The sequence below is a fragment of the Kitasatospora sp. NPDC029312 genome, assembly GCF_055569215.1.
This window is the reverse complement of the sequence record NZ_JBVHXY010000012.1, coordinates 81582-95546: the sequence shown is the minus strand read 5'-3', so window position 1 is coordinate 95546 and position 13965 is coordinate 81582. Positions and strand designations below refer to the sequence as shown.

The window sequence follows — 13965 nt, the reverse complement described above, 5'->3', positions numbered from 1 at the left end:
GCCCGTGGCGTCTCGGGCGAGGAGCGGAGGGAAACGATGTCGAAACGCAACACCGTCGTGCGCAGCATGCATGATGTGGGACTCGCCGCGTGGTTCGGCGGCTCGCTGATGGGGGCGGTGGGGTTGAACGGCGCGGCAACGTCGCAGGGCGGCAGCCGGCAGATGGCGGACCGCGTCGCCGCGGCGGGGTGGGCGCGCTGGGCGCCGGTGAACCTGGTGGCCATCGGTGCGCACATGGTGGGCACGGGCGGTCTGCTGGCCGTCAACGCGGCCCGCGTCCCGGTCCAGAAGGGCCTCGCCGCCTCGACCGTCGCCAAGACCGTGTGCACCGCGGCCGCGCTCGCTTCGACGGTGTGGGCGGGAGTCCTGGGGGCGAAGGTGGGGCTGGCGGCCTCCTCGGACCCGGACAAGCGCGAGCGGGCCGAGGAGCACCCGGTGGACCTCGACCGTGCCCACCGCCGGCTGCGGTGCGCGCAGTGGGCCGTGCCCGTGTTCACCGGCACCCTCGTGGTCCTCAACGCCCTGCACGGCGAACAGCAGCGCCCCATGGAGCAGATGCGCGCCACCGTCCGGCAGGCGGCGAGCCGCCTGCCCTGGGCCTGACCCCGCGAAGTCGCCCAGCGCGCCGAGCTCGACGCCGCAGACCTCGAAGTGGCGCCACTCGTGATCCCGGACCCCACCGGCTCAAGGGCGGCATCCTCCGGCTCGGCGCTGAGGAGCCCGGCCTGCCGTCTGACCAGCCCGTCGCGTTCCAGGGTGTGCGCAGCGTCCGGGTGAGCATCTTCTCGCCCACGCCCGCCGGCGCCTGCCGGAGCTGGCTGAACCGGGAGGCTCTTCCCGTTCCGGCCGGTTCACCCAGCACGAGGACCGCCCACTTGCCGCCGATCCGGTCGAGCAGGTCCCGCGGGCGCGTCGGGGATCCGGGGCTGGGCGCCTTCAGGCAGTTCACCGCCGACACCGATTCCCGGCCGGCCGTCACTTGACCGATCGCTGGTCGCCGTTCAGCGGCGGCGTTCACCGTTCCCCCCACTGTCCCCGTTGACCCGCAACGCTCAGCTTCAGGACCGGCGGCGGCGCTTTCCGCACACGCCCGGTACATGATCGCCCCGCCGGCCCCCCTCTCCCGGCGCCGCGGGAATGGGCGAGGCAGCGCGGGGTAGCAGACCGATCTCCGCCCGGCCCGGTGCCGGGTCGAGCGGACGGCGTCCGGGAGGGGACAGCAGAAGGGAGGGCACGGGACGTCATGCTGGGCCAGTCACACGCGATCAGCGGGGCACTGGTCTACGCCGCGACGGCACCGATCCTGCCGCAGGCACTGTTCGGTACGACGCCGCGGCCGGGTGAGGTCCTGGTCGGCACGCTGCTGTGCGCCGGCGCCGCGTTGCTGCCCGACCTGGACCACCACGACGCGACGCCCGCACACCTGCTGGGCCCCCTGTCGAGGGGCCTGTGCCGCCTGGTGGCCCGGCTGTGCGGAGGCCACCGCCACGCCACCCACTCCTTGGTGTTCGCGGCGCTCACGAGCTGGGGCACCTGGGCGGGCGTCACCCGCCTCGGCGAGGGCTTCACCCTCGGCACGACCTTCGTCCTCTTCGCGCTCGCGGTGCGGGCCCTTCACCTGCACCCGCCCGGACACGGGCCCACGGCATGGGTGACCTCCGTCGGTCTGGCCGGCGCGGGGACGGCGACGGTGGCCGCCCGGTTCGCCGACATCGCCGTCTGGCTGCCCTACACGGTCTGCCTGGGGGCGCTGACCCACCTGCTCGGCGACTGCCTGACCCGCCGGGGTGCGCCGCTGCTCTGGCCGTACCGGAGGCGTTTCGAACTGGTGCTGATCCGGCGGACCGGCGGGAAGCTGGAGACCCGGTTCTTCGTGCCCGTGATGACGGTGGCCACCTTCGCGGCCCTCTGGTTCGCGGTCTTCGCCCCGCTCCTGCCGGAGAGTTGAGCAACCCGGAATCCCCCGGCCGGCTGAGACGGGTGGGCCGCGCGCACCGCCTCCGACGGCTCCGACGAGAGGGCGCCGCAGCGGCTGTGACCGGGTCGGCGGCGGCCGGATCCTGCTGGGTGGACACGGCCCACCCCGTCGCAGGACGGCACGGCCGGAGCCCGGCACCCAGCGCTCCCCGGCCGGCACCGACACGTGCGGCCTCCTCCAAGCTGCGGTCCGGCCGACGTGCTCGTCGTGGCCGTCAGGTGTCAGGAACGCGAGCCGCGCGCAGCGTCCAGCTTCTCGATCTCCTCCTTGAGGACCTGGTAGGCCTCCCGTTCGTCGCCTGTGCGGGGCCGCCCCGCCTCGAACGACTCGAGGTCCTGTTCCAGAAGCTTGTAGGAGCCGTACTGGGAGTACTCGTCGAACAACTCCCGCCGGAACGCTTCCGCGAGCGGGGTGTTGTCCCCCACGTTCCGGGAGGCGAACCGCTCTCCCCAGGTCGCGCGTTCGTCGGCAAGGTCCTCGATGACGTCGAGATCGGTGGGGCTGTACGGGGTCGGCACCTCCTCGTCGACGGTGACGGCCTCGTACACGGCCCGCACCTGCGCCTCGTGCCGGTCCTCGTGCAGGGCGAGGGCGTACACAGGCGTCTTCCTGCCGAGGTAGCGCTGCAGGTAGTGCTGAGCCGAGACCAGCGACTGCGCCGACTGCGTGTAGTCGACGAGGAGGACCTCACCCGGCAGGTCCTTCGGCAGGAACTCGGCGAAGTGGGCGTCGAGCATGGCCTGTTGCTGTTCGGACGGAGGGGCGCTCGGCCGGTTCACCGCGGACTCACGGCCGAACCAGTTCTTCTCCCGCGACTCGGTGGTGAGCACCTTCCCGAGGATCGAATACGGTTCCTCCGGCCCGGGCCGGAAGCTCGACAACGGAATCGAGTAGGTGATGCGGGGGTTCCTGCTCTGGAGGTGCGCCATGACAGCGGCCGGGCTGCGCCCCAGCCCGACGTAGACGAACTTGTCGGGCGGGTACGTCTTCTCGATCCAGTCGCCCAACTCCACGACCGAAGTGAGGAGTTCGTCCTGCTTCTCGGCGTCCTTGCCCGCGCTGAAGGCGGCCAGTTCGTTCATGAACCGCGCCTGCTCGCCCGGCCCGTACTCGCGTTCCTGCCCTGACTTCAGGAAGGTGTCGAGAGAGCGGTACGCGGTGCTCTTGTAGTACACCGACTGTTTGTCGTTCTCACCCAGGCCGGCCTCCGCAAGCCACTTCTTGGCGCGCTCCGGCCTGAGCTTCTCCGGGTCGCCCGTCGCCTCGCGCAGCGAAGCCCGGAACACGGAGTCGTCGTCCTCGACGAACTGGTACGTGCCGTCCCGCATCTCCCAGGCGCCCTGAACGGTCGCCGCGGAGGACGGCTGTGCAGCCTTTTTCACCGCATGGCCGGGCCGCGCCGTTTCCGCCGTGTGCCGCGCACCCGTGGACATCAGGCGGGTCGCGTTCGCCTCGGCCTCCCGCTCGAAGCGGTCCGACGGATCGGAGACCCGAAGCCCCGTGCCGTCGTCCGTTCCCGCCACCGGGCCCTGCCGCTGCTGGATGACGTGGGTGAGTTCGTGCGCGAGGGTGTGGCGGTCGCCCCCGCCTTCGCCGATCACCACATGGTTTCCCGAAGTGTACGCGCGGGCGCCGATCTCGGCGGCGGAGATCCCGGCGTCATGGTCGTCGTGGATGCGGACATCGGAGAAGTCGGCGCCGAAGCGGGACTCCATGTCGTCGCGGGTCGCCCTGTCCAGCGGGCGGCCGGGGGAGCGCAGGACATCGTGCACGGTGGAGCGTTGCACCTGCGGCTGCTCGTCCTGACGACCGTCGTCGGCGAGGAGTGGGAGCCGGTTCCCCGCCGGGAGGTGCCCGGCGCGCTGGAGCATCCGCACCACCGCGGCGTTTCCGGCAGTGCCTTGCAGGAGTTGCAGGGGCTGCGGCGCCGGTTCGGTGCCGCGCGGCCGACTCCGTCCGCTCGCCTTGTCGTCGGCAACGTCCGTCCGCTTGCCGCTCTGGAACATGCCCGCCCCCGGATTCGTCCTCAACGTACCGATCCCCACTCGCCAGGATTCCATCGTGCTCGGTGCACCGGCCAGAGCCGCGCATCCAGCCCGAGGGTAGAGTTCGTTGCCCTTCCGAACAGAACGGGCGCTCAACGTGGGCACCCGTTCGCCCAAGGACCGCCGGGGCGCCGCGAGGCCGACATGCCGGGGGCGGCACTCGTGGCGGACGTTCAGCGGGAAGACGTCGATGCGTTCGAACCCGGCTAGCGCTTGTCGACGGCGAGCTCGCCGTTCAGGATCACCATGCCGAGGTCGTGAAGGTTGCCGATGTCCGCGGTGGGGTCGGCGTTCAGCACGAGCAGGTCGGCGCGCTTGCCGGGGGCCACGGTGCCGAGGTCGGGTCGGGCGCACTGTGGCGCCGCGCCGCTGGTGCCTGCGGCCAGCACCTGCGTGGGCGTCATCCCGGCCGCCACCATGAGTCCGGCCTCTTCCAGAGTGTTGGCTCCGAACAGGCCCCGACCGCTGAAGGTGTCGCTGCCCAGGGCGATGTGCACGCCGGCCTCGGCGACCTTCTTGAGATTGTCACGGGCGTCCGGGTGGGCATCGTCGATCCAGAGGGTTGGCGTGTAGGTGATGTCGTGTTCGAGCATCAGGTCGATGAGTGAGTGGTCGGTGAGGGGCTCGATGGTGACACCGTGTTCCAGGCCGTCCGCCCCGGCCTCGATCGCCTCGCGTGCCGCGGCTTGCTGGGTGGTGTGGACGGTGACCCGAAGGCCCCGCTCGTGCCCGGTCTCGATCCCCGCCCGCAGGAGATCGAGGGGGAGCCGTTCCAGCTCGACAGCATCCGGGAAGGCGGGATTCCGCCAGAGGTACGTCGGTCCGCCGGAGTGTGCGCACGCGCCTTCCGACAGGAGTTTGATCGCGTCCACCTTGCGGTCGGCGAGGTGGTGCACCAGGTCGCGGATCTGCTGCACGCTGTCGACCTCGGTTGTGAAGCGCTCGCGCGCCCAGGGGTTGTCGCTGAAGACCGTGGCGGCGGGGTGCCCGTCGCGTCCGGTGATGCCGCATCCGGTTGCCAACAGCCGCGGGCCTCTGAGCGTGCCCGCGGCGATTTCGGCCCGCGTGTCCAGGATTCCGTCCGTCGGATCGCCCACCGACTTGATGGTGGTGATCCCGTGGTCGAGGAACAGCCCGAGCTTTTCGGGAAGCCCGATCTCCTCGAAGGCCAGCATCGATGCCGGATCGGAGACCGCGCGCACGTCGTAGAAGTGGATATGAGTGTCGATCAGGCCCGGCATCACCCACCCTTCTGCCGCGTCCACCTCGTGTCTGCCCCTGAGCGGCTCGGCCGAGACGGATGTGATCTCCGCGCCGTTGATGGCGACGTCGTACAGACCGGCGAGCGCCTGGCGGCCGTCGAAGACATGTGCCCGCCTGATCACGAGGTCGTAGGTCGCGCGGCGGCGAGCCTCGGCGCTCACGACTGCTTCGGACTCCTGAGGCATCGCTCTCCTTCTGGCACGTGGGTGTTCGGGCCGCGATGCACGCATCGCGCAGCCGCCGGCCGCCGGCCACCGGACGCCGGCCGCAGGCCTCGGGAGCCGGGGCCGGGAGGGCCCGAACACCCGCCCCAACGAACTGTGCCGTGGCGCGGGATGACATTGCGCCACCGCTTGATCAGTGACCCTTCGTTTCGTTGTCGCAGGCCAGGATCCGCTGCAGCAGGCCGGCGATCGTCGTCCTGCCGAGCTGTTGCTCCAAGGCTCGCTCCGCGTTCTGGAACTCGGCGTCGAGTAGGTCGCCGATGTTGCGTCCGACCGCGCACCCCCCACTGGGCGGACGGGTGTGCCGCGAGAAGATCCGGCCCTCCTCGACGGCGGCGTACGCCTGATAGAGCGTGATGTCCCGCGGGCTGCGAGCAAGGGACCAGCCGCCCCCTCGGCCCTCGGTGGACCGCACCAGGCCGGCGTCTCGCAAGCGTCCGAGGATGCGCCGTACGAGGACTGGGTTGCTGTCGAGGCTGTCCGCGATCTCCGCGGAAGTCAACGAGCCTCCACGCCGGTGCGCCAGCATCGCAAGCGCGTGAATCGCCACCGCGCTCCTGCTGCTGAGCCCCGCCAACTCCTGCTCCTGTCGTCTCCACCGATCAACTGGAACCAAGCTAGTTGCAGTTAAATCGGTGGTCAACCGAACTGCCTTCCGGGCACGCGGATGCAGGGCGGCGACGGCCTGGACGAGGTGGTGATCACGACGTCATCGCCGGGCGCTACGCCTGCCGGCGTTCCGTCGAGGGTCGGCCTTGCGGTCGGGAGGGGTCGCCGAACAGGTCGGTGACCAGGGTGCGGGCGTAGGCGTCGTCGGTGTCCGGCACGGAGAAGACGACACGGAAGTAGAGCGGGGCGACGATCCGGTCGAGCAGCCGTTCCAGCGAGGGCGGTGTTTCGCCCCGGCCACGGGAGGCTTCGAGGACTGCGTCGAGGCCGGCGGTGGCGCGCTGCAGGCACTCCCGGAGGCCGCTGCGTCGCTCGTCGATGTCGGGGGAGACCTCTGCCTGGAAGAAGGCGATGCCGCCGGGGCGGGTCAGATCGGCCAGCGTGCGGACCGCGTAGGCCTCGAGGTCCGTGCGGAGATCGCCGCTGGAGGGGGGCTGGGCGTCGGTTCCGTGCCGGACTGCCACCTCGGCCAGCAGGGCCTGCAGCGTGCCCCAGCGCCGGTAGATGGTGGTGGGGTTGACCCCGGCGCGTTCGGCCACCGCGGGAATCGTCAGCTGGGCCGCGTCGCGCTCGGCGGCCAGGTCGGTGACCGCCTGGTGGACCGCGGTCTGGACGCGGGCGCTGCGGCCGCCTGGACGCTTGGCGGGGGTGTCGGCGTTCATGCCTCCCAGGTTATTGCAGAGCGGATTGCTTTTAGTCCCGGAGGGGCGCTACTCTCGCTAAAGCAAATCGCTCTGCTTTAGCTGGGCTCTCGCCATCATTCCGGAGGGGACTGCCATGACCACCACTGCCCGCGACCTCGGCCAGCGCTTCCACGCCGCTCTCACTGCCGGCGACTGGTCGGCCATCCGCTCCCTGCTCCACGACGATGCCACCTGGACCCTGCCGGGCGACAACACCATCAGCGGCACCGTCCTCGGCGCGGACGCCGTGGTCGAGCGTGCCCGGAAGATCGCCTCCTACGGTGTCTCTTTCGAACTGCTGCACGTCCTGGTCAGCCGCGAGAACATGGCCTTGTCGCTGCACAACACCGCCCAGCGCCCGGACGCGGTCCTGGACGAGTACCTCACCACCGTCTGCCGCCTGCGCGACGGCCGGATCGCCGACATCGAGACCTACCTGTCCGACGTCCCCGGCATGAACGCCTTCTTCGTCTGACGAGAACCCGGATTCCGGTTCCGGCCGCTGGAGAGCCTCGACCGCACCGCCGTCGACATCCCCGACGAGGCTTTCTGACGCGCCCGGACCCTCCTCAGTCCCGGTCCAGGGCGAAGGCGACCATCTCCCGGTAGACCGGGTGCGGCGCGTCGTCGGCGGAGTACCAGTCGCCGGGGCCGGTGCGCTCCTCCCAGGCCAGCTGCGCGGCGGCGATCGCGTCGACCAGTTCGGTGGCCAGCCGCCCGGCCTCGAAGAGGTCCTGGTCGGTCGACTGGGAGCTGGCGCCGACGATCTGGCCGCGGATCCCCGCCGAGTGCCCGTAGCGGAACCCGCCGCCGGCGCACAGGTGGGGATCGGTCAGGACCGCCTCGCCGTAGTTGCGCCCGAGCCGGCGGTGGCCCGCGGCCTTGGCCGCCGCCCTGGGCAGGAAGCGCTGGGCGTCCTCGCCGACGGTGATCACCGCCATCACCGCCTCCGCCTCGGGCACCCAGGGCCCGGCGGTCGGGTCCAGCAGCACGAAGCCCATGCTCGCCCGGGGGTACGGCTCGCGCGGCGCGGCGCCGGCGGAGGCGGTGTGGTTGCGCCAGATGCTGGCGGCCCGCCGCAGACCGAGGCCGAGCAGCAGCCCGGCGAAGTCCGCGTCGTCGAAGAGGTGGTCGTAGGGGTTGTGCCGGTGCTGGGCGCGCACGGTCAGGCCGTGCTCCGAGACGCTCTCCCGGATGGTCACGTCGGCTCCTTCGGCAGTTCGCGGCGCCCCTCCAGCAGGGCCGGGCGGTGCGATTCTGACCACGGCGCCCGACGGGCCGCCAGATCCCGCGACGGGCGGGCGGGCCGCATCCCGGCTGCCTCGCGGTTTCTGACGCGGCCATGTCCCGCCGGCGGGACGACGTGACGACGTGACGACGTGACGACGGGACGGGACGGCGCGGCCCGGCACCCGGGCGGACGGTTCCCGATGGCTGGTCTAGACCTTGAAGCGGAACGGTTCCGCTCCCCAGACTGATCGACTGTTGCTGAACAACGGGGAGGCGAGGATGCGAGGGGCGGATCGGCAGGATCGTGTGAGGACCGCGGCAAGGCGCGCCGGGCGGAACTCCGAACTCTCCCGGGACCAGACCTCGCTCGCTCTCCCGGCGAGGCTCCCCATCGACGTGTGGACCCGCATCGGCCAGGACCTCGGGGCCGCCGCGGATTCCGTCACCTGGTGGCTCGGCGACTGGCTCGTCTACGGTCAGGACCGGTATCCGGAGCGCTACCGCAGGGCCGTCGACGAAACCGCGCTCGACTACCAGACCCTGCGCAACTACGCCTGGATCGCCCGGAAGTTCCCACCCGCCCGCCGACGGCCGGCCCTGAGCATGCAGCACCACGCCGAGGTCGCCTCGCTGGATCCCGAAGTGCAGGACAACTGGCTGGACCGGGCCCAGCAGGGCGGCTGGTCGCGCAACGAACTCCGCCGTCGTATCCGCGCCGCCACGACGCCGGGCACGGGCGCACGACCGGTTTCGGTCGAACTCAGGCTCGCCGTCACCCAGGCCCGCCGCGGCCTCTGGGAGGACGCCGCGGACCGCGCCAACTGCGACCTGGCCGCCTGGATGCTGGCCGTCCTGGACGCCGCCGCCCGCCGCGGCGTGGAGGGCCGCGACCGGCTGCGGATCGCCGACGCGGGCTGAACACCGCCCCCTGAGGAACCAGGAGCGCATGCCGTCCGACGACCGGAGCGGCAGCGGATTCCGAGATGCGGCCGCGACATCGCCCCCTCCCCGCCGTGCTCCGCCATGCTCGCGCGCCCCGACCGGGGCGAATTCCAGCCGCTCGGGACCGTCCACGGGAAAGGACCGAACCATGACAGTGAACGCCCACCTCGATCTGGCCACCGCATTCCAGGAGGACGGATTCGTCTTCGCCGGGACCCTGCTCTCCGAGGACGAGACCGAGGCGTACCGGGAGATCTACGACCGGTTCCTCGCCGGTGAGATCGAGAGCGGCGACAAGCGCTCCGATCTCGGCTCGCACGCGCCGCGGGCCGACGGCGTCGAAGCCGGCGTCGAGAACATCACCCAGATCATGTGGCCCTCCGCCCTCCACCCGCCGATCCTCGAACTGCCGCTGCACGAACGGGGGCTGGCCCTCGCCCGCGCGCTGATCGGCGACGACGCGACGCTCGACTTCGACATGCTGATCCACAAGGCGCCGCACACCGCGGTACCGACCCCCTGGCACCAGGACGCCGCCTACTGGATCGACCTGCCGGACACCCGGGCCGTCTCGATCTGGGTCGCCCTCGACGACGCCGGGCCGGACAACGGCTGCATGTGGTACGTGAAGGGCTCGCACACCCGGCCGCTGCGCCCGCACCGCCCCACCAGCGACGGCAAGAACATCGAGTGCGACTGTTCGGAGGACGAGGCCGGAGCCACCGCCGTGCCGGTGCTGGCCGGGCAGGGCGTCGCGCACTCCGGCAGCACCCTGCACTACTCCCGCGGCAACACCAGCGACCGGGTGCGGCGGGCGTACATCCTCAACTACCGTCCCGCGGCGATGGTCCGGCTGGAGCGCGAGCAGGGCGCCGACCACGGCCTGAACGTCAACGAGCGCAAGGTCCGCAACACCGACGCCGACCGGACCGCCGACTGACCCCTGCGCACCGGTCCCCACCATCCCCGCCCCCCCACAGTGAGGTAGTCCGATGGATGCCAGGAACGAACAGGATGTCAGCGAGGAGCCGGCGCAGGTGCGGCTGAGCGGCGCGGTGATGAGCCACCCCAGGCGCGCAGCGGAGGCCCGGCGGCTCGCCGATGCCGACCCCCGGGGCCGGGTGCGCGTGGTCATGGACCCCGAGCCGGACGGCCGCCCGACCGCCCTGCGGGTGGCGCCGCTCTCCTGGTCCTGCGTGGCGCCCGACGCCACCCACCACCTGGTGCTCCAGGACGACGTGGTGCTCGCCGACGGCTTCTACGAGCACGCCGAACGCGCCGCCGCGGCGGCCCCCGGCGAGGCGATCGCCCTCTACGCGGGCTGGGAGGCCCGCAACGGCGCCGTCGCCCGCCTCGCCGCGCTGACCGGCGAACCCTGGGCGTACACCCTCCAGGAGCACGTGCCCTGCCAGGCGCTGATGCTGCCCGCCGACGCGGCCCGCGGGTACGCCGCCTACCAGGAGGCCCACGGCGGCGGCTGGCCGTACGACGTGGTGGTGCAGCGCTACCTGAACGCGATCGGCATGCCGGTGCGCTTCTGCACCCCCAGCACGGTGCAGCACGACGACCTGCCGAGCCTGGCCGGCAACACCTACCACGGCTTCCGCCAGGCCACCCTGTTCACCGGCGGCGCGGGCCGGGCGGACGCCGGCGGGCCGTGCCCGCGCTTCCCGGTGGTGCCCTTCTACCAGTACGGCGACGCCCGTTGCGCCGTACTCCGCGGCACCGAATGGGAGTACCTGGAGACCGAGCGGCACCTCGCCCGCGAAGGCCTGCTGGACGCCTGCCTGGCCGCCCTCCGGGCCGCCGGTCCGGACGCCGCGGCCGCACTCCCGGACGGCGCCGGCCGGGCCGTGTGGCTGACCGCCTTCGCCCTCGGAACCGTCACCGCCGACGCGCCGGAGCCGGACCCCCGGGTCGCCGCCGCCGTCATGGAGACCCTCGGGCCCGGCGGCCTGTGCGAGGAGTTCACCGCCGCCGAACTGCTCGCCATGGCCCCCGCGGTGCGCGACGTCGCCCTGACCGCGCTCGCCGCCGGCCGCCGCGCCGGCACGGACCCGGCCGCCCGCACGCCCCGCCCGGCGCCGCTCGCCCGGGCGGCCGTCACCGGCGGCCACCCGGCCTTCGCCCGTCAGCTGGCCCGGCTGCTCGCCGACGCCGGGTACGACGCCGGGGACGGCGCCGGGGACGGCACCGGACACGGCGACGGGCGCGACACCGGCTACGACCCCGGCCACCCGGCCGTCCGCCCCTCCGCCGAGGACCTGGACGGCGTCCGCTACCTGGTGCACCTGGGCCGCCCCGAGGAGGACGGCCTGCTGGCCGACGTCCTCGCCGCCGCGGCCAAGACCGGGGTGGAGCGCCTGGTCTACGCCGGTTCCTCGGCCGTCTACCGGGGCAGCCGCGAACGGACCGTCACCGAGCAGGCTCCGGCCGCCGCTCCCGCCGACCAGGTGGCGCTGGCCTGGTGGCGCGAGGAGCAGACCGCCCGCGCCTGGGGCGCCGAGCACGGCGTCCCCGTCCAGGTACTGCGGCTCGCCGACCCGGTCGGCCCCTACGCGCCGGCCGACAGCCCGCTGGTGCGGTGGGTGAACCTGGCCTGGACCCGGCGCCCGCTCTCCCTGAACCCGCTGGGCCGCCACCAGGTGCTGGACCACCGCGACCTCGCCGACGCCCTGCGCGCCGTCCTGACGGCCCCGCCCGCCCAGCCGGTGCTCAACGTCGCCTCCGCGGCCTTCGACGAGCAGGAGCTCGCCGGGCTCCTGGCCGACGTCTCGCGCCGCACGCCCTGGGAGTGGGTCCAGGACCCGACGGTCGAGCGCTGGACCATGGCGACCGGTCTGATCGAGAACGAACTCCACTGGCACGCCTCGGCGGTGCTCCGCGAGAGCATGCGCGCCCTCGCCCAGTGGTGGGCCTGCGACATCCACGGCGACTACACCGTCCCCGACCCGCGCTAGCCCGTCCGGCGGCGCCCCGTCCGGCGCCGCCGGCCGCCCGCGCACCCCCGTCACCCCCATCCGCCGCCACCGCCCCATGGAGCACCGCATGTCCGCAATAGCCGGCTGGGTCGCCTTCTCCCATGACACCGCGGACGGGCCGGACGTCCTCCGGGCCATGACCACCGCGCTGGCCGGGCGCGGACCGGACGGCGAGGGGCTGTGGAGCTCCGCCCACGCCGCCCTCGGCCACCGCCGCACCGCCCGCGACCCGCACCCACAGCCGCTGACCGCCCCCGGCGACACCGGCCCGCGCGCCGTCCTCTCCTTCGCCGGCCACCTCACCAACCCGCGTGAGCTGCGCGAGCGGCTCACCGAAACCGGCCACCGCGCGGTCACCGGCGGCGACGCCGAGGCCGTCCTCCAGGCGTACCTGGCCTGGGGCGAGGAGTTCGTCACCCGGATCGAGGGCAGCTACGCGCTCGCCCTCTGGGACCCGCGCCGCGAGGAACTGCTGCTGGTCCGCGACCGGATGGGCGTCAAACCGCTCTTCTACGCGCCCACCCCCGACGGCGTGCTCTTCGGCTCCGAACCCAAGGCCGTCCTCGCCCACCCCCGCTTCCGTCCCGCCCTCGACGCCGACGGCCTGCGCGACATCCTCTCCGTCGCCCGGGTGCCCGGCCACGCGGTGTTCCGGGGCCTGCGCGAGGTCCTGCCCGGCGCGCTGCTGCGGGTCGGCCGCTCCGGTGCGACCGAACGGCGCTACTGGCAGCTTCGGGTCGCCGCGCACCCCGACGACCTGGACACCACCGTCGCCACCGTCCGCACCCTCCTGGAAGCCGCGGTCGCCCCGCACCTGGACGGCGACGAACTGCCCTGCTCGCTGCTCTCCGGCGGCCTCGACTCCAGCTCGCTGACCGCGCTGGCCGCCGCCCTCGCCCGCCGCCAGGGCCGCGGCCCGATCCGCTCGCTCGCCGTCAACGACCAGGAGGCGGGAGCCGACGGCGCCGCGGCGCGGAGCAACGAGGACCACCACTACGCCCGCCTGATGGCCGAGCACGCCGGCACCGAGCACGGCGAGATCTCGCTCGCCGGCCTGGACCTGCTCGACCCCGGGCTGCGGGCCTCCGTGCTCGCCGCCTACGACCTCCCGATCAACAAGGGCGACCAGTACGCCTCACTGCGGCTGCTGTTCGGCGAGGCGCGCGGGCACGCCGCGGTCGCGCTGTCCGGCGAGTGCGGCGACGACGTCTTCGGCGGCTACAACTGGAACCGGCTGCCCGAGTGGATCGCCCAACCGACCTTCCCCTGGGTGGCGGAGGGCCGCCCGCGCTTCCTGGGCACCGACGTCGTCTTCGACGCCGCACTGCTCGGCAAGCTCGACCTGGCCGGCTACGAGCGGGACTGCCACAGCGCCGCCGTCGCCGAGATCGCCGCCGCCGACGCGGTCGACGACCCGGTCGAGGCCCGCTACCGCGAGGTCACCTACCTGGCGCACACCCGCCACACCCGGGTCCTGTTCGACCGGCTCGACCGCCTCGGCAGTGCCGCCGGGCTCGACATCCGGGTGCCGTTCGCCGACGCCCGGCTGGTCGAGTACGCCTTCAACATCCCGTGGGCGATGAAGGCGTTCGACGGCCGGGAGAAGAGCCTGCTGCGGGCCGCGATGAGGGATCTGCTGCCGGACCCGGTGGCGATGCGAGTCAAGACCCCGTACCCCAACCTGCGGGACGCCCGCTACGACCGGGTGCTGCGGGAGCGGCTGGCCCGGGTCGCGCTGGACCCGGACAGCCCGGTCGCCCCGCTGCTCGCCCCGGCGCTGCGGGCCGCGGTGGCCCGGGACGGCGCGGACGCCCTGGTCGAGGGCGTCGGCCGGGCCGCGCTGGAGACCGCCCTTCAGATCGACGCCTGGCTGCGCGCCTACCGGGTCGAGCTCGACCTCTGACCCCCCGCCACGACGCCCCCGCCGACCCGTGCCGACCCGCGGCGCAC

At 73.0% G+C, this 13965-nt stretch carries 13 protein-coding genes; 7 read left to right on the top strand and 6 right to left on the bottom strand.

Features of this window, described 5'->3' with window-relative positions; genetic code table 11:
• The first annotated feature begins 36 nt into the window (after positions 1-36).
• Positions 37-603, top strand: a complete 567-nt coding sequence (locus tag ACZ4WV_RS12975; protein ID WP_465745803.1) for a hypothetical protein — start codon at positions 37-39, stop codon at positions 601-603.
• Here ACZ4WV_RS12975 and ACZ4WV_RS12970 read toward each other — a convergent pair.
• Positions 515-1099 carry a winged helix-turn-helix transcriptional regulator gene (locus tag ACZ4WV_RS12970; RefSeq protein ID WP_465745802.1) on the bottom strand — a complete coding sequence of 195 codons (585 nt, stop codon included), beginning with the start codon at positions 1097-1099 and terminating at the stop codon, positions 515-517. The genes ACZ4WV_RS12975 and ACZ4WV_RS12970 overlap by 89 nt on opposite strands.
• A 144-nt stretch (positions 1100-1243) precedes the next feature.
• Here ACZ4WV_RS12970 and ACZ4WV_RS12965 point away from each other — a divergent pair, with 144 nt between their 5' ends.
• Complete coding sequence (locus ACZ4WV_RS12965) at positions 1244-1948, top strand: metal-dependent hydrolase (RefSeq protein WP_465745800.1); 705 nt, start codon at positions 1244-1246, stop codon at positions 1946-1948.
• 251 nt (positions 1949-2199) lie between these two features.
• Here ACZ4WV_RS12965 and ACZ4WV_RS12960 read toward each other — a convergent pair whose 3' ends face one another.
• From ACZ4WV_RS12960 to ACZ4WV_RS12945, 4 genes are all read right to left on the bottom strand, one after another.
• Positions 2200-3984: an eCIS core domain-containing protein gene (locus ACZ4WV_RS12960; RefSeq protein ID WP_465745936.1), complete on the bottom strand. Its 1785-nt coding sequence runs from the start codon at positions 3982-3984 to the stop codon at positions 2200-2202.
• Between the two features lie 245 nt (positions 3985-4229).
• A complete protein-coding gene (locus ACZ4WV_RS12955; RefSeq protein WP_465745798.1) occupies positions 4230-5471 on the bottom strand; it encodes an amidohydrolase family protein in 1242 nt (413 codons plus the stop codon).
• 172 nt (positions 5472-5643) lie between these two features.
• Complete coding sequence (locus ACZ4WV_RS12950; protein WP_465745796.1) at positions 5644-6087, bottom strand: Rrf2 family transcriptional regulator; 444 nt, start codon at positions 6085-6087, stop codon at positions 5644-5646.
• A gap of 145 nt (positions 6088-6232) precedes the next feature.
• Positions 6233-6841: a TetR/AcrR family transcriptional regulator gene (locus ACZ4WV_RS12945; RefSeq protein ID WP_465745794.1), complete on the bottom strand. Its 609-nt coding sequence runs from the start codon at positions 6839-6841 to the stop codon at positions 6233-6235.
• Positions 6842-6956: 115 nt separating this feature from the next.
• Between ACZ4WV_RS12945 and ACZ4WV_RS12940 the strand changes: the two genes are divergently transcribed.
• On the top strand, positions 6957-7337 hold the full coding sequence (locus tag ACZ4WV_RS12940; RefSeq protein ID WP_465745792.1) for a nuclear transport factor 2 family protein: 381 nt from the start codon (positions 6957-6959) through the stop codon (positions 7335-7337).
• A 94-nt stretch (positions 7338-7431) separates the two neighbouring features.
• On the opposite strand, the gene ACZ4WV_RS12935 is transcribed toward ACZ4WV_RS12940, so the two are convergent.
• On the bottom strand, positions 7432-8064 hold the full coding sequence (locus tag ACZ4WV_RS12935) for a hypothetical protein (RefSeq protein ID WP_465745790.1): 633 nt from the start codon (positions 8062-8064) through the stop codon (positions 7432-7434).
• Between the two features lie 334 nt (positions 8065-8398).
• Between ACZ4WV_RS12935 and ACZ4WV_RS12930 the strand changes: the two genes are divergently transcribed.
• From ACZ4WV_RS12930 to asnB, 4 genes are all read left to right on the top strand, one after another.
• Entirely contained in the window at positions 8399-9010 is a 612-nt protein-coding gene (locus ACZ4WV_RS12930) for an LmbU family transcriptional regulator (protein ID WP_465745788.1), read from the top strand.
• A gap of 172 nt (positions 9011-9182) precedes the next feature.
• Positions 9183-9974: a phytanoyl-CoA dioxygenase family protein gene (locus tag ACZ4WV_RS12925; RefSeq protein ID WP_465745786.1), complete on the top strand. Its 792-nt coding sequence runs from the start codon at positions 9183-9185 to the stop codon at positions 9972-9974.
• Between the two features lie 52 nt (positions 9975-10026).
• The gene (locus ACZ4WV_RS12920) at positions 10027-11994 is read left to right on the top strand and encodes an NAD-dependent epimerase/dehydratase family protein (protein WP_465745784.1); all 1968 of its coding nucleotides are present in this window, start codon (positions 10027-10029) and stop codon (positions 11992-11994) included.
• A gap of 88 nt (positions 11995-12082) precedes the next feature.
• A complete protein-coding gene (gene asnB, locus ACZ4WV_RS12915; RefSeq protein WP_465745782.1) occupies positions 12083-13918 on the top strand; it encodes an asparagine synthase (glutamine-hydrolyzing) in 1836 nt (611 codons plus the stop codon).
• Positions 13919-13965: the final 47 nt, after the last annotated feature.

Excerpts from the sequence above, each read along its gene's own strand:
- ACZ4WV_RS12975 (WP_465745803.1), top strand. The coding sequence starts at position 37 with ATGTCGAAACGCAACACCGTCGTGCGCAGCATGCATGATGTGGGACTC.
- asnB (WP_465745782.1), top strand. The coding sequence starts at position 12,083 with ATGTCCGCAATAGCCGGCTGGGTCGCCTTCTCCCATGACACCGCGGAC.
- ACZ4WV_RS12920 (WP_465745784.1), top strand. The coding sequence starts at position 10,027 with ATGGATGCCAGGAACGAACAGGATGTCAGCGAGGAGCCGGCGCAGGTG.
- ACZ4WV_RS12965 (WP_465745800.1), top strand. The coding sequence starts at position 1,244 with ATGCTGGGCCAGTCACACGCGATCAGCGGGGCACTGGTCTACGCCGCG.
- ACZ4WV_RS12970 (WP_465745802.1), bottom strand. The coding sequence starts at position 1,099 with ATGTACCGGGCGTGTGCGGAAAGCGCCGCCGCCGGTCCTGAAGCTGAG.
- ACZ4WV_RS12945 (WP_465745794.1), bottom strand. The coding sequence starts at position 6,841 with ATGAACGCCGACACCCCCGCCAAGCGTCCAGGCGGCCGCAGCGCCCGC.
- ACZ4WV_RS12940 (WP_465745792.1), top strand. The coding sequence starts at position 6,957 with ATGACCACCACTGCCCGCGACCTCGGCCAGCGCTTCCACGCCGCTCTC.
- ACZ4WV_RS12960 (WP_465745936.1), bottom strand. The coding sequence starts at position 3,984 with ATGTTCCAGAGCGGCAAGCGGACGGACGTTGCCGACGACAAGGCGAGC.
- ACZ4WV_RS12925 (WP_465745786.1), top strand. The coding sequence starts at position 9,183 with ATGACAGTGAACGCCCACCTCGATCTGGCCACCGCATTCCAGGAGGAC.
- ACZ4WV_RS12955 (WP_465745798.1), bottom strand. The coding sequence starts at position 5,471 with ATGCCTCAGGAGTCCGAAGCAGTCGTGAGCGCCGAGGCTCGCCGCCGC.